The organism is Pedobacter frigiditerrae, from assembly GCF_032678705.1.
GTDB lineage: Bacteria > Bacteroidota > Bacteroidia > Sphingobacteriales > Sphingobacteriaceae > Pedobacter > Pedobacter frigiditerrae_A.
On record NZ_JAVTSS010000002.1, the window covers coordinates 1,135,598 to 1,153,730 of the forward strand.

12 protein-coding genes and 1 tRNA gene are annotated in these 18,133 nt (G+C 35.1%); 10 read left to right on the forward strand and 3 right to left on the reverse strand.

Annotated features, from left to right (window positions below; genetic code table 11):
- Positions 1-3 precede the first annotated feature (3 nt).
- From R2Q59_RS15635 to R2Q59_RS15665, 7 genes are all read left to right on the forward strand, one after another.
- Complete coding sequence (locus R2Q59_RS15635) at positions 4-795, forward strand: DUF4397 domain-containing protein (RefSeq protein WP_316786145.1); 792 nt, start codon at positions 4-6, stop codon at positions 793-795.
- Positions 796-860: 65 nt separating this feature from the next.
- On the forward strand, positions 861-3,503 hold the full coding sequence (locus tag R2Q59_RS15640; protein WP_316786146.1) for a gliding motility-associated C-terminal domain-containing protein: 2,643 nt from the start codon (positions 861-863) through the stop codon (positions 3,501-3,503).
- Positions 3,504-3,554: 51 nt separating this feature from the next.
- On the forward strand, positions 3,555-3,770 hold the full coding sequence (locus R2Q59_RS15645; protein ID WP_131551886.1) for a hypothetical protein: 216 nt from the start codon (positions 3,555-3,557) through the stop codon (positions 3,768-3,770).
- A 53-nt stretch (positions 3,771-3,823) separates the two neighbouring features.
- Positions 3,824-5,515 carry a S41 family peptidase gene (locus tag R2Q59_RS15650; protein WP_316786147.1) on the forward strand — a complete coding sequence of 564 codons (1,692 nt, stop codon included), beginning with the start codon at positions 3,824-3,826 and terminating at the stop codon, positions 5,513-5,515.
- Positions 5,516-5,756: 241 nt separating this feature from the next.
- Positions 5,757-8,894 (forward strand): SusC/RagA family TonB-linked outer membrane protein, encoded by a 3,138-nt coding sequence (locus R2Q59_RS15655; protein WP_316786148.1) that lies wholly within the window; start codon positions 5,757-5,759, stop codon positions 8,892-8,894.
- A 14-nt stretch (positions 8,895-8,908) separates the two neighbouring features.
- Positions 8,909-10,525 carry a SusD/RagB family nutrient-binding outer membrane lipoprotein gene (locus tag R2Q59_RS15660; protein WP_316786149.1) on the forward strand — a complete coding sequence of 539 codons (1,617 nt, stop codon included), beginning with the start codon at positions 8,909-8,911 and terminating at the stop codon, positions 10,523-10,525.
- A 13-nt stretch (positions 10,526-10,538) separates the two neighbouring features.
- A complete protein-coding gene (locus R2Q59_RS15665) occupies positions 10,539-11,519 on the forward strand; it encodes a DUF1735 domain-containing protein (RefSeq protein WP_316786150.1) in 981 nt (326 codons plus the stop codon).
- 160 nt (positions 11,520-11,679) lie between these two features.
- On the opposite strand, the gene R2Q59_RS15670 is transcribed toward R2Q59_RS15665, so the two are convergent.
- The 3 genes from R2Q59_RS15670 to R2Q59_RS15680 form a co-directional block, all read right to left on the reverse strand.
- Positions 11,680-12,003: a 2Fe-2S iron-sulfur cluster-binding protein gene (locus R2Q59_RS15670; protein WP_316786151.1), complete on the reverse strand. Its 324-nt coding sequence runs from the start codon at positions 12,001-12,003 to the stop codon at positions 11,680-11,682.
- Positions 12,004-12,039: 36 nt separating this feature from the next.
- Complete coding sequence (locus R2Q59_RS15675) at positions 12,040-13,050, reverse strand: NAD(P)/FAD-dependent oxidoreductase (protein WP_316770741.1); 1,011 nt, start codon at positions 13,048-13,050, stop codon at positions 12,040-12,042.
- A gap of 141 nt (positions 13,051-13,191) precedes the next feature.
- Positions 13,192-15,318, reverse strand: coding sequence for a prolyl oligopeptidase family serine peptidase (locus R2Q59_RS15680; RefSeq protein ID WP_316786152.1), 2,127 nt, complete (start codon positions 15,316-15,318; stop codon positions 13,192-13,194).
- A gap of 171 nt (positions 15,319-15,489) precedes the next feature.
- On the opposite strand from R2Q59_RS15680, the gene R2Q59_RS15685 reads away from it, so the two are divergent.
- From R2Q59_RS15685 to R2Q59_RS15695, 3 genes are all read left to right on the forward strand, one after another.
- Positions 15,490-16,236, forward strand: coding sequence for a UDP-2,3-diacylglucosamine diphosphatase (locus R2Q59_RS15685; protein WP_316786153.1), 747 nt, complete (start codon positions 15,490-15,492; stop codon positions 16,234-16,236).
- A 197-nt stretch (positions 16,237-16,433) separates the two neighbouring features.
- The gene (gene prfA / locus R2Q59_RS15690) at positions 16,434-17,507 is read left to right on the forward strand and encodes a peptide chain release factor 1 (RefSeq protein WP_316770748.1); all 1,074 of its coding nucleotides are present in this window, start codon (positions 16,434-16,436) and stop codon (positions 17,505-17,507) included.
- A 137-nt stretch (positions 17,508-17,644) separates the two neighbouring features.
- A tRNA-Asp gene (locus tag R2Q59_RS15695) sits at positions 17,645-17,718 on the forward strand.
- Positions 17,719-18,133: the final 415 nt, after the last annotated feature.

Below are 18,133 nucleotides of genomic sequence, written 5' to 3' on the forward strand. Positions count from 1 at the left end.
AAAATGAAAAAAATATTATATTTTATTGCGGTTTGCACAGTGTTACTGGCAGCTTGCAAAAAAAATGGAATGACTGTTGAAAATACTGAATATGAGAAAGTTGCCCCTGGAGACCCTAAGTATTCTTATCTTAAGTTTTTAAATGTAACTCCTGGTAGTCCAGTTTCAAACTACTATCTAGATGGTGTAAAATTTTCATCAGCACTATCATCTTCAGGGATAGAAAATGCAGGCTATGCGTATAATGGATTGTACCCAGATCTTGGTTATGCAGTCACCTCTCCTGGCAGTCACAAAGTAACGGCAAATATTATACCTACTGCAACTGTAGATAAAGGCTTAGAAGTGTTAAATACCACTATTGCACCTCAAGCAGGTAAATATTATACCATTTTTACTACAGGCCAATACAGCGCAACTAACAAATCCATAGGTCCTATTCTTGTTGTAGAGGATACCAAACCGCCGCTTGATACATCTAAACTCGCAATACGTTTTATAAACCTATATAACGGCGGGCCTAACCTTGATTTTATTAGAAATACGACAGGAGTAAAACTTGCTTCAAATGTAGCATATGGTCAAGTTTCACCTTGGACAGAAATTACAAACCCTGGGCCAGGTGCTGCCCCTACAATTTTATATACATTAAATAATGCGGCTACCAATTTGCCATTGTTATCTAATATTTCAGGCTCGCTTACTAAAGGAAGGGCATATACCATTTATATTCGCGGAGTTTTTGGTAATTCAACTTATCCTCCAGCCTTTGGAACTTATACAACCTTCTATTAAGAAGGAATTAAAATTGAAACCAAGTCATAACCTGACTTGGTTTTTTTTGTATCTTGACATTTTAAATGAAAAAGATATTCCTATTTTTATGTTTGGTATATTTTATCAATAACCTTAAGGCTGCGGTATTTACAGTTACCTCTAATGCAAATGCTGGCTCTGGAACTTTGCGTGAAGCAATTAACTTAGCAAATGGAAATGGGGTAGGGCAAACAGATTATATTTATTTTAGTATACAGGGCAATTCCGTTAATGATTTCACCATTGCTCTGGAAAGTGAACTTCCTATCCTTACTTCCAATATTACAATTGATGCTACAACTCAGCCCATAGCTCCCAGCTTAATTTTGCCAAACCCAAATATCAGAATTTATTTGACACGAGTTGTAACGCCATATTTTTCAGGACTAAGACTGGATAATGCGAAAAATATTGAGATTTATGGTTTATCGTTCAGCAATTTTAAGTCTGATCCACTTGGGGCTGTCGATGAAAAAAAAGCAGGGATATTTCTCTTAAACACCGCTGATGTTATTATTGGGGCTCCAGGCAAACCAAATTGTTTTAACAACAATTATGCAGGTATACTATCTCCATATATTATCCCCAGAACTGATGTGATAAATATTAAGATATCTTCTAATATTTTAGGCATGGGAGAAAATGGTCTTAATGCTCAACCTAATGAAACAGGAATAGATTTGAGCTTTTTAAAAAACAGTGTTATAGGTGGTGACACTCCAGAAGAAGGGAATTTGATCACCTCAAATACAGTAAAGGGTTTAGCCTTAGCTGCCGCAGATGGAAATATTAAAATAACAAATAATTTAATTGGTTTAGATAGAACACTTATCAAAGCCATACCTTCATCTTCCGCAATAGGGATTTATGTTAATGGCCAAGTCTCTATCCCAGTCATATCTAAAAATATAATTTGCGCACAGAAAATAGGATTAGAAATAGATTTCGTGAATGGTGGATTTCTTGTAGCAGGCAATAAAATAGGTACGGGTCCTTTAGGTACAGAGAATTTCGGAAATGAAACAGGTATTCATATTAATTTTTGCAACAAGGGAACTATTGGAGGAAATTCGACAACTGATGGAAATTCAATTGCATACAATAAAACAGGCGTGTTAATCGAAATTACCTATCCAATATCTATGTACAAGAACAGCTTTTATTGCAATGGTGAGGCTATAACCTTTAAAAATTTGCCAGACCCTACGAAGATTGTTAAAGCAAGAATTACCACGATTACACCAAATAAATTAAGTGGTACATTTTTACCCAATGCTACAGTAGAACTTTTTTATACAGGAACTTGTTTAGATTGCCAAGGTAAAACTTGGCTTGGTACTGTCGTTGCGAATGCAAATGGGGTTTGGAGTTATGATGGGGCTATAACTGGTCAAGTTACCAGTATGGGCACTAACTTAGATGGAGCAACCTCATCCTTTTCTAAGCCTGATATTGATGATGCATTCAGGAGGGTTTTGCCAAGTATATGTGGGCAAGCAAATGGAAGTATAACTTTAATGCGTGCTTATGACTATACATCTTTAGCGTGGTATAATACAAATGGAGATTTAGTTGGTACTGATTTAACGCTGACAAATATCCCAGCAGGAAATTATTATTTAAAGGTTGGTCAAAATGGTGGTTGTGACATTGTATCTGCAACCTACAATGTGCCAACAAGTGCCATCATCATTAATGAAACTGCCAAAAAAATAGTAGATGCGAATTGTACTTCTTCAAATGGTAGCATCAAAGGAATAACCGTTTCAAACAATATGTCCAAAACATGGTACAATGCTGCAGGGCAAATAGTAAGTGCAGGAAATGATTTGTTAGACATGCCAATCGGCAACTATTATTTTACGGTAGGCACAGGTAGTTGCTTAGTTAAATCTGCAACCTATGCTATCCAAAATGGAGCAACCACTTACGAGTTAAGAGACTTTGTAATTACTGAATCAAGCTGTGGCCAACCAACAGGAAGCATTAAGGTAACAGGATATAGTGCAACAACTGACTATACATTTAAATGGTTTGATGGTAATGATAATGTGGTAGGAACATCATTAGCTATAAATAATTTGTATAAAGGCAGTTATAAATTAATGGCATACAACATAAATACCTGTTCAAATTTAGTGGGAGAGTTTATAGTCCCAGAAGCAAAGATGCCAGTGATAAATTTTGACTCTATGCAAAAGTTTCTTAGCTGTGACGGTAAATTAGTGAGTACGACTGGTCTGAGTATCGATGGATCTACAAACCCATATACTTTTAAATGGACCGATGAAGATGGTAATGTTGTTTCTGATCAATTGAACTTTAAAGGAATAGCAATAGGAAAATATCAATTAATGGTAACAGATAAGTATGGGTGCATAAGTGGTACTGCGCCTATAGATTTTACGTTAATAAAGAATACTTCCTTAAGTTTTGCCAATTCAATTACGCCAAATGGAGATGGAATAAATGATTTTTGGGATATCAAAGGCTTCCAAAGTTATCCCGATGGTGACTTTAGCATTTATAGTAGAGACGGAAATAGGATATTTTATTCAAGAGGATATTCGAAAGCATTTGATGGGATGTATAATGGCAAGTCGCTGCCTACTGGAGTTTATTATTATATAATAGATCTCAAAACAGATTGTGGTAAAATGAGTGGCAGCTTAACCATTTTAAGATAATAAGACATAACTCTCTAAAAATTTATATTTTTGCAATCAAAGTATACAACTATGGCAAGCTTTACCCTAACCCCAGAATCTTGGGAAAGAGTTAAAATAAAATTTTTAAGAAAATATCGCGATTTAACTTCGGCTAACTTATCGTTTTCTCCTGGACAGGAAGATCAATTGGTACAACAGCTAATGTCTTTAGTTAAAAGAGATCAAGCCTATATAGAATTTACAATCAAAAAAGCATTAGCTGATCCAGCAGGTAATAGGCTCTAGGCCTATTTTATATCAATATTCTTTTTTGTAAGTTTATTGCTAATTTAATGGGTATGAAGAAAATAAAGATTAGTGTCTTATTAATGGTTACTTGTTTTGCAATAATAACAGTTGCATTTAAGGAAGACTTATTCTTAATTTCAAAAAACCTAGATATTTTTGCATCCTTATATAAGGAAATCAACATCAACTATGTTGAGGAAACTAACCCAGGCGATTTAATGAAGACGGGTATTGATGCCATGCTTGAAGGTTTAGACCCTTACACGGAGTACATCCCAGAATCTGAGATAGAAAACTACAAGCTAAATTATGTAAGCACCCAATATGGAGGTATAGGCGCCGGAACTTTATATATTGAAGGCAAGCTTTTTGTAAATGAAGTAAGCGAAGGAAATCCTGCGAATAAGCAAGATATAAAGCCTGGCGACCAGATTGTTAAAATTAATGGCATAGATACACAAGGTAAAGACCGTAACCAAATTAGCCAATTGCTAAGAGGGCCAAAAGGATCGTCTTTAAGTTTGGTTTTGATAAGAGAGGGCGCTGTTTTAAATAAAACGCTGATAAGGGAAGAAATTAAACAGCCAAATGTTTCTTATTCGGGTATGCTAGAAGATCAAATTGGCTACATTAAATTAGACAAATTTCTAGAAAACTCGGGACAAGAGGTAAAAAATGCGCTTACAAGCATTAATAAATCCAATCCAAAGGGCATTATATTAGATTTAAGAAACAACGGCGGTGGGATTCTTCAAGAAGCTGTAAAGATTGTAAACTTATTTGTGCAAAAGGATATCTTGGTTGTTGTGCAAAAAGGAAGAAATCCCGAAAAAACAATTAGGTATCAAACAACAAGCCAACCCATTTCACCTCAAGTACCTTTGGTTGTTCTAGTTAATGGTTCTTCGGCCTCAGCTTCTGAGATTGTGGCAGGTGCATTGCAAGATTTGGATAGAGGGATAGTGATTGGTCAGCGTAGCTATGGTAAGGGTCTAGTGCAACAAACTTTCAACCTTCCCTATAATAGTTTAGTAAAAGTTACAGTTGCTAAATATTATACGCCATCTGGGCGATGTATACAAGCCCTAGATTATGCACATAAAGATGAGAATGGAATTGCAGAGAAATTTGCAGATACAGCAATGAAAGCGTTCGGAACTAAAGGCGGAAGAACGGTTTATAATGGTAATGGAGTTTATCCAGATGTTTTTGTAGAGCCAGTTAAATATAGCCCAATAACCTTATCATTGGCAAATAAGAACCTTTTCTTTGATTATGCAAACGCCTATAAAAAAGCTAACAAAGAAGTGCCTAATGTTAAAACATTTCAGTTAAGTGATGCTAATTATACTCAATTTGTAAATTCGTTGGCAAGTAAAGATTATAGTTATATTTCAAAAACCGAACGTTTATTGTCGGATTTAAAATCTGAAGCTGAAAAGGAAAATAAATTAGCAGCTGTAAAAGTAGATTTAGAAGAGCTGAAGTCGAAAATGTTAAGTGCAAAGAAAACAGATTTGATAACACACAAAGCTGAAATTAAACGGGTTTTGGAAACCCAAATTATCAGTAGGTATTATTTCGAAAAAGGGAAAATAGAACAAGCTTTTCAATATGATAAGGAAATAGCTCAAGCAAAATCACTTTTTGGCAATCAATCTCAAATTTTTGCTATCTTAAAAGGAGATGGAAGCTATAGAACCATCGGAAATCCCTCTAAAATATCAAATTCTAATAATTAACCCTCTTTTCTTTCCAAATTTGTAACTAAGAATTAAGTTTTAACTTGTTTTTTATCAATTATTTAACTAAAAACTAAATCTCCTGTTCAAGTGTTAAAAAGTGTTAAATTTTAACACGTTCATTTTCAGTACATTATGAAAAATGACATTTTTTTTAACACGCTAAAATTTTGATTCCAAAGTAGTTTTATCCATATTTAGGGATTAATTAACTATTAACTAACCTAAATTTTATTAATTTATGAAAAAACTTGTACTAAGTTTATTCATCTTGTGTGCACTTACTGTGACCGCGTTCGCTCAAGAACGTACAGTAACAGGTACAATCAAAGCAAGTGAAGACGGATTACCTATCCCAGGTGCGTCCGTAAAAGTAAAAGAGGCTCCTGCAGTTGGAACAACAACAGGAGTAGATGGTAAGTTTACCTTAAAGGTGCCTGCAAACGGTAAAACTTTACAGGTTTCTTACTTAGGTTACCTTACTCAAGAGGTAGCTATTTCAAATAATGCTGTGAATGTTTCTTTAGTTTTAGATTCTAAAACTTTAGATCAAGTAGTTGTTACAGCGGGTGGTGTTACCATTAAACGCCGTGAGCAAGGTAACCAATCAACAACTATTAATTCACAACAATTAACGCAAGCTAAGGCATTTAACGTTGCAACTGCCTTAACTGGTAAAGTAGCTGGTTTACAAGTAAATGCTGTAAGTTCAGGTGTTAACCCTAACGTAAGATTAGTTTTACGTGGTAATCGTTCATTATTAGGTAATAACCAAGCTTTGGTTGTTGTAGATAACGTAATTGTACCAAACAATATTTTAGGTAACTTAAATCCTGAAGATATTGAAGACATTCAAGTATTGAATGGTGCTGGTGCGGCATCTCTGTATGGTTCAGATGCTTCAAACGGTGCTTTGATTATTACAACTAAAACTGGTAAACGTGGTGTTACCTCAATTACTGTTGGTCAAACTGTAAGTATCGAGAATGTAAACTTCTTACCTCAGTTACAAGAAGAGTTTGGTTCAGGTACTGGTAACGATGATATTCCTACATACACTCCTTATGAAAATCAGCAGTATGGTCCAAGATTCGATGGGTCAATGAGAATTATTGGTAAGCCATTAGCTGATGGTCGTATTCAAACTGTTCAATATTCTCCATCTTCTCAAGGTAAAGATGATTTCTGGGATACTGGTGTTGCTAGCCAAAGTGATTTTGCTATTTCTTCTGGAGATGATAAAGGTTCTTATTATTTGTCATCGCAATACTTTGATCAGTCAGGAACAGTTAAAAATGATCTATACAATCGTTTTACAATTAGATTAAATGGTAAAAAAGATTTAGGTAACAACGTTGATTTTAGCTTTAACGTAAACTATATCCAAAACAGATATAATTTAACAACTGCTACCGCTACAATTTTTGATAATGTTTTGCAAACACCTGCTCAAATTCCATTAACTACTTATCAAAACTGGAAAACAGATGATTTTGCTCATCCAAATGGTTATTTTAATGAATATTATGCTAACCCATACTTCACAATCGATAATAATAGACAATTAGTGAGGAATGATTATTTGACTGGTAACGTTCAAATTAAATGGTATCCTATCAAAGCGTTATCTTTTATGTTCCGTACTAGTATTAATACACAAAATGCTTCTAACAAAGCTTATACAGATAAATTTAACTATTCTACTTATAGATTAGGTTTAACTTCTAACTTTGCTAACATTCAAGGTAGTGTAAGTGATGGTTCAAGTTTCAGTACTCAAATCAGTCCAGAGTTTCAAGCTCAATACATTAAAAGGTTCGGTAGTGATTTCTCTTTAAATACAATTTTAGGAGCTAGTTCTAGAAGTAATACAACCAAAGGGGTATCTGTTAGCGCAAACAACTTGATTCAAGGTGGTTTATTTAACATTTCAAACAGTTTGGTTAATCCTGGTGCTGGTGAAAGTAATGTAACAGTACGCCAAATGGGTGTATATGCTGATGCTCGTTTAGGATTTAAAGATTATTTATACTTACACGTAACTGGTAGAAATGACTGGCGTTCAATACTATCTAAAGAGAATAGATCATTCTTCTATCCATCTGCAGATATTGCATTTATTGCTTCCGATGCAATCCCAGTAATTAAAAATTCTAAAGTAATCAACTCATTAAAATTAAGAGCTGGTGTGTCTAAAGTTGGTTTAGTAAACTTAGGTACTGGAAGTAGCCCAGTAGCAGGTGCTTATGCATTAACTCCAACATTTGGTCAAGCTTATGGCTTCCCTTACAATGGTGTTGCTGGTTTCACTATTGGAAATCGTATTGTTGCTCCTAACATTAATCCTGAGATTACAAAAGGTTATGAAGGTGGTATGGATTTTGAATTATTCAAATCGAGAATTACTGGTGCCTTCACTTATTACAAAACTAATACCACGGATCAAACAGTTCCAGTTAGCGTACCTTCAAGTACTGGTTATACCTCTTTCTTAACTAATACAGGAGAAGTAGAAAATCACGGTATTGAAACTGCAATTAGAGTAATTCCTGTGCAAAATAAAACTACTGGTTTAGAAGTTTCTGTTGGTGCTAACTATACTTACAATACAAATGAAGTATTGTCGATTAGTCAAGATTTACCTCAGTTAGGTTTAGCGAGTTCTGGTACTTCTCAAGTTATTGCAAGACCAGGTTCTCCATTCCCTTTCTTAAAAGGAAGTACTTATGTTAGAGATCCTCAAGGTAGAATCGTTGTAGATAAAGTAACTGGTTTCCCATCAGCTACTGTTTTAACTTCAGATTTTGGTCAAACAGAGCCAGTTCACCGTTTAGGTTTAGATGCAACTGTTAATTTCAAAGGATTCAGATTAGCTGGATTATTCGAGTATAGAGGTGGTAACGTAATGTTTAACTCTGCTGGTAGTTTTGATTTCTCTGGAGCAGGTATTAGAACTACTTATTTCAACAGAGAACGTTTCGTAGTTCCTAATTCTTCTTACTTAGATCCAGTAACTAATACTTATGTAGCGAATACAAATATTACAACTAGAACTGGTGGTGTAGATTTCTGGACTAATGGACCTACAAATACAGCGGTAAATGAAAACTATTTATATTCAGCTGCATTCTGGAAACTTCGTGAGCTTTCATTAACTTATGAATTACCTAAATCAGTTTTAAGTAGCCTTAAATATATTAAAGGTGCACGTATCAGTGTTCAAGGTAGAAACTTGTTCTTGTGGACTCCAAAAACTAATATTTACACAGATCCAGAGTATAGTGCTGCTGGTTCTGATAGTAATGCAATTGGATTTACATCTTTAGGACAAACTCCTCCAGCTAGATTCTTTGGCGCTACTCTTTCATTAACATTATAATTTGAGAAAAAAATATGAAAAAGATATTAAATTGTTTATTAATAAGTGCCGTGGTATTAGGGTTTTCATCTTGTGAAAAGTTTCTAGATGTAAATACAAATCCTAATAGTGCTACTGAAGCAACAGCAGCACTTGTATTGCCACAGGCAATTGTAGGAACGGCATCAATCTCTAATACATTCAGTCAGAGCTATTCATATCCTGCCGGTATGTTTGCAAATGTTGCTGGTGTAGGTGGTTATGGTGCTACCCTAACTTATGCATATACTACATCAAGTTTTACAGGTCTTTGGACTTCAACACTTGATAATGCAACTGACTATAAATATGTAATTGATCAGAATGGAACTGATGCAACATTAGCATATAGTACTTCTATCGCTAGAATTATGAAAGCTTTTGCATTTGCTAGAATGGTTGATCAGTATAATGATATTCCTTACAGCAAGGCATTGTTAGGAACTGGTGCTTTAACACCAACCTATGATAAAGCGGAAGATGTTTACAAAGATTTAGTAAAAGAAACAACTGAAGCAATTGCTGCAATTACTGCTGCTCAAGGTTCTGCTGCTACGCTTGCAATTGCGTCAACTGCAGACCCTATGTTCAAAGGTGATATGGATAAATGGAAACGTTTTGCTAATACTTTAAGGTTACGTATGTTGATTAAAATGGCAGGTGTGCCAGCTTTAACAGCTTATGCTACTCCTCTTTTTGCGACAACTGCATCTGTAGGTTATTTAACTGATGATGCTTTGGTGAACCCAGGTTACATTAAAGAAGCAGGTAGAATGAACCCAGTGTATGGCTCTTTAGCTGCAAGTGCTACTAACGTACGTTCACAAACTTCTGCTACTACTACCAAATGGATGTTAGCGTTTTATAATGGAGTGAAGTTGAATGATGTTGCTAGAGGATCAGTTATTTTTAGAGCATTTCCTAATACACCTGCAAACCAGTTAGGTGATGAGAGTGCAGGTGCTGTTGCTCCTATTGCTACTTATACTGCTTGGTTTACCGGTGCTGATTTTAACACGACAGCATTGGGAGTGGCCAAAGGACCAACTCAAGGTGCAGTAATTATGTTAAAAGCTGAAAGCGATTTCTTACAAGCAGAAGCACAAGCTCGTGGTTACATCACTTCTATTGATGCAGGAAGACAAGCATTTGTTAATGGCATTGCCGCTTCATATAACTATTTATATAAAAATGCAAGTGATGTTGCTACTAAAACTACAGCAGAGGTTAATGCTTACATTAATGTTACAGCTGGAGTTGTAGGTGGTACTTATTTAAATGCAAACGTTGGCAGCAAATTAGTAGATTATAATTTAGCTACTACTTTGCCTGAAAGAATTGAAGCAATCATTACTCAAAAGTATATTGCATTAGCTAATATCAATAATGATGAGGCCTTTAATGAGTATAGACGTACAGCATGGCCAAGAGTAGTAACTAATGGTGCTAATCCTCCAACAGACACCTTCGCTTCTAAAGCTTCAGTTGCAACAACACCAGATAAAATCATTACAAGAATATTGTATCCACAAGAAGAGTACAATTTAAATCCTAGTAATGTGCCTACAAACATTGGCCTATATACTTCTAAAATATTCTGGGACGTAAATTAATTTTATAGAAATTATGAAAAAATATATTTTTAAATCACTTGGCTTTTTGTTAGCCATTGCCACTTTATCTTCTTGTTTAAAAGACGATAGATTGGTTTTAGATCCTGCTAAAGGAACTAATGTTATAGAATTTCAAAACCCATCGGATATAGCAGTTCATGGTAGCACATATGCATTGTATTCTATAGCATTTCCAATTGTTGCAACTCCAACGGAATTGCCTGTTACTGTAAGTTATTCTGGGCCAGCTGACGGAGCACCAGAAGACATAACAGTTAATGTTGGCTTAGGTGATGCTGCAACTATTACGCAATATAACACAGAAAATGCAAAAACATTTACTATAATGGATCCTGCTGTTTATACTATTAACGCAACTTCAGTAGTAATTCCTAAGGGTAAAAAAACTGCAACTTTTACCGTTTCAGTTAAAACTTCATTGTTTGATTTAAGTAAATCTTATGCTTTGCCATTGAAAATTAAAAGTGTTTCATCTGGTACAATTAGTGCAAACTTTAGTAATATTTTATTAAATCTAGCTGCAAAAAATAAATTTGATGGCTCATATACTTATACATCAACAATTTTTGCTAATGATAGGCCTACAATTTTGCAAAATACAGAATTTTTGTATCCTGTAGCTTATGATATTCAACTAAGGACATCAGGCGCTGCTTCTAACGGTTTATGGAATGGAGCTTTTGGAGATTACTTGATTCCTATTCTTTCAAATACAAATGGTGTTAGTGGATTTGGCTCAACAAACCTTCAAATTACATTTGATCCAGCTACTAATAAAGTAGTTTCAGTTGTTAACGGTATTGCTGCACCTGCAAATGGAAGAGCAATGGCTATTGATCCTGCTGCACCAGCTACAACTAATTATTTTGACCCTGTTACTCATAACGTTTATTTACAATTCTTTATGACACAGCCAGGTTTTGCACCTACTAAAATTGTTGCATTCTTAAAGTATAAAGGCCCAAGACCATAATGAGACCTTAAAGGTGCAGTTGGTACCTTGATTAAAGCGGGTGGTAATAACACCCGCTTTTTTTTATAAAACTGTTTGAAAAGAAATCATATTCGGGTTATCCCAACAAAAAAGGGCTGCTATTTTAGCAACCCTTTTTTGTTTTATTAAAATTATTCTTTTAATCCATTGCGTGTAAACGAACTTTAAGTCCATTCATTACAGGGCTTAATTGAAGCTGACAAGCTAATCTAGAATTTGGCAGCAAATCAGGTAAGGTATCAAGCATTGCATATTCGTCATCAGACATTTCATTTAGCTTTTCTTCACCTTCCATTACGTCTACACAACAGGTAGCACATAAAGCCATGCCGCCACAAGTGGCTAAAACATCATATTCGCAAGCCTTTAAAAACTCCATTAAGCTTAAGCCCATATCGGTAGGAGCTACAAGTTCCGTAGTATTTCCTTCTCTGTCTTCTACAACAATGTTAATATCGCTCATTATAAAATATTTTGTTCCCCTTTAGGGGTTAGGGGTTTAAAATTCTGTTACACCGTTTACAGTGGTGTATTTCATGGTATATTTAATGCCTGGGTTCATGTATTGATAAGCGCTGTGACTCATTAAAGCAGCCTCATGAAAACCGCACAAAATTAACTTTAATTTATTTGTATAAGTATTAATGTCGCCAATTGCATATATGCCCGGTATATTAGTCGAGTAGTCATCCGTATTCACTTCGATTGCACTCTTACTTATATTTAAATTCCATTGCTCTATAGGGCCTAATTTAGGGCTTAAACCAAATAAAGGAATTAAGTGATCTGCTTCATAAGAAGTGGTCTCCATAGTACGATTATGAATTACTTCTACGCTTTCTAATTTACCTTCTCCGGAAACAGAATTTAAGTTACTATTTAAAACAAGGTTGATTTTTCCACTCTCCGCTAATTCCATTACTTTATTAACCGAATCTGGTGCGCCACGGAAACTTTCACTTCTGTGTACCAAGGTTAATTCAGAAACAACATCTGCTAAGAAAATTGTCCAATCTAATGCAGAGTCGCCTCCACCAGCAATAACCATTTTCTGACCACGATATTTCTCAGGGTCTAGAATCATGTAATTTACACCTCTACCATTTTCAAATTGCTCTAAACCAGCAACAGCAGGTTTACGAGGTTCGAAACAACCTAAACCACCAGCAATAACCACAACTTTAGCTTCAATGATGGTTCCCATATTGGTGGTTAACACAAAATCAGCCTCACCACGTTTTTCTAAACCTTCAATTCTTTCACCTAAAGTATAACCAGGATGAAAAGGTTTAGCTTGCTCAACCAAATTATCAATCAATTCCTGAGCTAAAACAGTAGGATAGCCAGGTATATCATAAATAGGTTTTTTAGGATATATTTCTGAAAGTTGACCACCTACTTGGGGTAAGTAATCAATTAAATGGCAACGCATTTTTAGTAAGCCAGCTTCGAAGATGGCAAATAAACCAACAGGACCGGCGCCAATTATGGCTATATCAGTAGAGATCATTCACAAAAAGTTTGATGCAAAGTTACGAAATCAACCACATTATTTAGACATATTCTACATTATTTTAATAAAATCTATTAAATTGGTAGTTTTTAATTACAATGCTAATTATCACTAGTTTAATCAGAATTTAATTCCGTATTAATAGTTCATTCCCAAATTCTGAAATACAAAACTCCATAGATCTGCAGCTTCCTCAATCATTTTGGCCGTTGGTTTGCCTGCTCCATGGCCTGCTTTTGTCTCAATTCTAATTAACATTGGGTTGGTTCCCTTGTACTTTTCCTGCAAGGTTGCAGCAAATTTGAAAGAGTGTGCAGGCACTACACGGTCATCATGATCTGCAGTTGTAATTAGCGTAGCAGGATAATTTACATCCGCCTTAACATTATGTAGGGGCGAATATTTAATTAAATAATCAAAATCTTCTTTTTTATCGCTACTTCCATACTCAACAGCCCATCCCCAGCCGACAGTAAATTTATTGTAACGCAACATATCTAAAACGCCAACAGCAGGTAATGCAACCTTAAATAATTCTGGACGCTGGGTCATACAAGCTCCAACTAAAAGCCCTCCATTGGATCCTCCAGAAATAGCAATTTTATCAGCGCTTGTGTATTTTTCTTTAATAAGATATTCTGCGGCAGCGATAAAATCATCAAAAACATTTTGTTTCTTTTCTAGCATCCCTGCTTTATGCCAAGCTTCGCCATATTCACTTCCGCCACGCAAACTAGGCTGTACATAGATACCTCCTTTTTCTAGAAATAACATTCTAGATAAGCTAAAACTAGGTGTTAGAGAAATTTGGAATCCCCCATAGGCATACAAAAAAACAGGATTGGTTCCATCCAGTTTGATTCCTTTTTTATGAACGATAAACATGGGTACTTTAGTTCCGTCTTTTGATGGATAAAATACTTGCTTGGTTTCATAATCATCAGTATTAAACTTTAACGCTGATTTTTTATACAGTACAGATTTGGCTTCTTTTATGTTGTAACGGTAAGTTAAACCAGGAGTAGTAAAGTTTGTGAAGGAATAGAAGAACTCAGCATCATCTTTAAAACCTCCAAAACCACTAACAGTTCCGATATCAGGCAATTCTACGTCTTTAATTTTTCTGCCAGTTAAATCAAAATGGACAATTTTTGTACTGGCGTCTTTTAAATAGGATGCCCATAAAAAGCCACCACCAGTGCTAATTCCTTCTAATGCTAATTTTGATTCTGGGATTATCTTTTGCCAGTTTTTAGGTTGAGAATTTTTAGGGTCGACTAGAACGACTTGTTTATTCGGAGCGTCTAAATCCGTATTTACTAATAATTTGTCGCCAACATTATCAATTACATTATGGTTGTTTTCAAAACCTTTAACTAATAATTCAATTTTACTATTTGGCGAAGTTAAATCTTGATAGAACAATGCATTTCCAGAAGTTCCAGCACTCGCATAAATGGCTAAAAAATGTTCGTCTTCAGTAACCTGTGCTCCAAAATACAAATTTGGATTTGTTTTATCCTCAAATACCAATTGATCGTCTTTTTGCAAATCACCAAGTTTATGAAAGTATACTTTCTGATATTTATTAGCAGCTGATAATTCCATTCCTTTCGCTGGTTCATCATACCTGCTATAATAAAATCCATCACCTTTCCAGGCGGCACCAGAAAACTTAGTCCATTTTAATTCGTCAGCTAATTTTTTCTTTGTGGCAATTTCCATCACATAAATATTGCTCCAGTCAGAGCCAGATTGTGCGATTGAGTAAGCAACAAATTTTTTGTTGTTAGAAAAGCCTAACAATGATATTGATGCTGTTCCATCCTTAGATAATTGATTTGGATCTAAGAAAACTTCCTCTTTTCCATCCAATCCTTTTTTCAAGAACCAAATGCTTTGATTTTGCAATCCGTCATTTTTAGTGAAGAAATAATATGCTCCAACTTTAAATGGTGCTGACTCTTTAGGATAATTCCAGATCTCTGTTAATCGGTTTTTAAAATCCTCCCTATATGGAATTTGAGATAGGTAATTCTGTGTTACTTTATTTTGTGCTTCAACCCATTTCTTGGTCTCAGCAGAAGTATCGTTTTCTAGCCAGCGATAAGGATCTGCTATAGTTGTGCCGAAGTAATTATCGGTAGTTGAATCTTTTTTCGTTTCTGGATATGCCATTAAAGTAATTTTTTCTGCAGGTTTTTTACCTTGATTACAAGCAATTAGTGCGATTGCAAATAAGCTGAAAATGAGTGGGTTTTTCATATCAAAAATATTTTATTACTAATATATGTTTTTCAATGCGTAAAAACCTTAACCATAAATGGAGTACAAATGGGTAAAAGTTATTGATTAGTTGATGTTTAGCTTTTAGTCTTAGTCTTTTAGATTTAGCCTTTCTGCTTTAAGCTTTTTGAATTACCTTTGGAATTGATCATGGCAAAGAATATTTATTTCGCTTCTGATTTTCATTTGGGTTCTCCTAATTATAATGAAAGTCGTAAAAGAGAAGAACGTATTGTGAGTTGGCTAAATTTTATTGAGCCTAATTGCAGCGAGCTTTTTTTAATGGGTGATGTATTTGATTTTTGGTTTGAATACAAAACTGTAGTGCCAAAAGGATTTATTCGTTTGCAAGGGAAACTAGCGCAAATGGCTGATAGGGGAATAAAAATCTATTTCTTTAAAGGAAATCATGACATGTGGGTAAATGATTATTTTACCAAGGAAATTGGGATAGAGATCATTAGTGATGAATTGATCATTGAAAGAAATGGGAAGAAATTTTACTTGCATCATGGAGATGGATTAGGGCCTGGAGATGCAAAATATAAATTTTTGCGTAAGATTTTCAGAAATCCATTTTGCCAATGGGCTTTTTCTATTTTACCCCCTCGTATTGGATTGTCAATTGCTAACGGTTGGTCGGGAAGTAGTAGGGTGGCTAGCAATAAAAAAGAAGTATTTATAAGTGAGGAAAGTGAATGGTTGGCGATTTATGCCAAAGAACAATTAGCCAAACAACATTTCGATTACTTTATTTTTGGGCATAGACATTTACCCTTAGACATTAATCTAAATGAAAATAGTAGATATTTAAACATAGGGGAGTGGATTAATTACAGTTCTTATGGCGTTTTTGATGGCGAGGATTTAAGGTTGGAATACTACTCCAACCCCTAAAGAGGCTTTTAGCCATCTTTCTGCTTTGGTCTTTAGTCTTTCGGCTTTTTTCCTTATTTTTGCATCCTTATTTAGCACAGGTTTGTGTTTAATAAACCCGATTGAAGTGGAATTTTCTTTTTCTGAAAATTTTAAACGTAAAGCGGGACTTGCTTTGTTTATTGTAGCGAAGCAGATTTTCAAAAGAATTTAATACTATGTTAGAAAAATTAGAAGCGATAAAATTGCGTTGGGAAGATGTAGAAGAGCAATTGAGCAATCCTGATACGATGCAGGATATGAAGCGTTTTGCAGCTTTAAACAAAGAATATAAAGACTTGGGCAAAATTGTAGATGAATATAAAATCTACAAAAACGTGATGAGTAACATTGATGCCAATAAAGAGATTTTGAGTACTGAAAAGGATCCAGAAATGCGTGAAATGGCAAAAGAAGAACTGGATATGTTATTGGTTCAACAAGAGAAAATGGAAGAAGAAATTCGTTTGATGTTGATACCAAAAGATCCAGAAGATGCTAAAAATGCAGTTTTTGAGATTAGAGGTGGAACAGGCGGAGATGAGGCAGCTTTATTTGCTGGAGATTTATACCGCATGTACAGTCGTTATTTTGATACTAAGGGCTGGAAAGTAGAAACAGTTGATGTTACTGAAGGAACAGCTGGTGGTTACAAAGAGGTAATCTTAAAGGTTAGTGGCGATGATGTTTATGGTCAGTTGAAATATGAATCTGGTGTACATCGTGTACAACGCGTGCCTGATACAGAAACTCAAGGCCGTGTGCATACTTCTGCTGCCTCGGTAGCTGTTTTGCCAGAGGCGGAAGAAATTGATTTGTACATTAATCCAGCTGATATCGAGTTGCATACTTCACGTTCAGGTGGTGCAGGTGGTCAGAATGTAAACAAGGTTGAAACAAAAGTTCAATTGACACACAAACCATCTGGAATTGTAGTGGTTTGTCAGCAAGATAGGTCGCAATTGGGTAACCGTTTAATTGCGATGGAGATGTTGCGTAGTAAACTTTACGACATTGAATTGCAGAAAAAGAATGGAGATGTTGCGGCAAGACGTAAAACGATGGTGTCAACCGGAGATAGATCTGCGAAGATCAGAACTTACAATTATCCACAAGGAAGGGTAACGGATCACCGTATTGGCTTAACTTTATATAACCTAAATGGAGTAATGGATGGTGGCGTGCAAGAGTTAATTGACGCTTTGCAGTTTGCCGAGAATGCAGAGAAGATGAAAGAAGGTGCTGTAATTTAAGGTTATAAAAACAAGTGCAGAGAATAAAGGTGTTGACAAACAAAGACTTGCAATTATTTTAAAATAATTGTTGTAAAATAAATTAAAGACGCTATATTTGCAATCCCGAAACGAAAGAGATTTTGTTTTAGGAAAACGGATCGGTAGTTCAGCTGGTTAGAATGCCGCCCTGTCACGGCGGAGGTCGCGGGTTCGAGTCCCGTCCGGTCCGCAAAGCCTCAACGAAAGTTGAGGCTTTTTTGATTCTAAGTGGATCCAATATTCGATGTTGTAAAATCTATATACACATCATTGAATGCGTTTTTCTAAGATAATAGCATTCACCTATAAAAAGAATATTTATTTCGACAGGATGGTACAGGATGGATTTATAAAAAAATACGCTTAATCTCGTATAACCAAACATAAATCCCTATGAAAAGTTTTGCTAACTCTTCAGCAGCGATAGAAATGCTAAATAGTACTTTAGATTTTATCACAATGCATTTTAACTACAATAATCAGTCCTTTCTTGGGTATTCTCTGTGTGATGATTCTTCCGTCAAGCAATTTTGCGTGGTAAAAAGCAATACATATTGCTAAAATACATTTGAAAATATTGGCTAAATAGTTTCTCCTCTCTTTTT

What these genes read in the sequence shown, in the direction of transcription:
- R2Q59_RS15635 (WP_316786145.1), top strand. Translation starts at nt 4, where the DNA reads ATGAAAAAAATATTATATTTTATTGCGGTTTGCACAGTGTTACTGGCA.
- R2Q59_RS15640 (WP_316786146.1), top strand. Translation starts at nt 861, where the DNA reads ATGAAAAAGATATTCCTATTTTTATGTTTGGTATATTTTATCAATAAC.
- R2Q59_RS15645 (WP_131551886.1), top strand. Translation starts at nt 3,555, where the DNA reads ATGGCAAGCTTTACCCTAACCCCAGAATCTTGGGAAAGAGTTAAAATA.
- R2Q59_RS15650 (WP_316786147.1), top strand. Translation starts at nt 3,824, where the DNA reads ATGAAGAAAATAAAGATTAGTGTCTTATTAATGGTTACTTGTTTTGCA.
- R2Q59_RS15655 (WP_316786148.1), top strand. Translation starts at nt 5,757, where the DNA reads ATGAAAAAACTTGTACTAAGTTTATTCATCTTGTGTGCACTTACTGTG.
- R2Q59_RS15660 (WP_316786149.1), top strand. Translation starts at nt 8,909, where the DNA reads ATGAAAAAGATATTAAATTGTTTATTAATAAGTGCCGTGGTATTAGGG.
- R2Q59_RS15665 (WP_316786150.1), top strand. Translation starts at nt 10,539, where the DNA reads ATGAAAAAATATATTTTTAAATCACTTGGCTTTTTGTTAGCCATTGCC.
- R2Q59_RS15670 (WP_316786151.1), bottom strand. Translation starts at nt 12,003, where the DNA reads ATGAGCGATATTAACATTGTTGTAGAAGACAGAGAAGGAAATACTACG.
- R2Q59_RS15675 (WP_316770741.1), bottom strand. Translation starts at nt 13,050, where the DNA reads ATGATCTCTACTGATATAGCCATAATTGGCGCCGGTCCTGTTGGTTTA.
- R2Q59_RS15680 (WP_316786152.1), bottom strand. Translation starts at nt 15,318, where the DNA reads ATGAAAAACCCACTCATTTTCAGCTTATTTGCAATCGCACTAATTGCT.
- R2Q59_RS15685 (WP_316786153.1), top strand. Translation starts at nt 15,490, where the DNA reads ATGGCAAAGAATATTTATTTCGCTTCTGATTTTCATTTGGGTTCTCCT.
- prfA (WP_316770748.1), top strand. Translation starts at nt 16,434, where the DNA reads ATGTTAGAAAAATTAGAAGCGATAAAATTGCGTTGGGAAGATGTAGAA.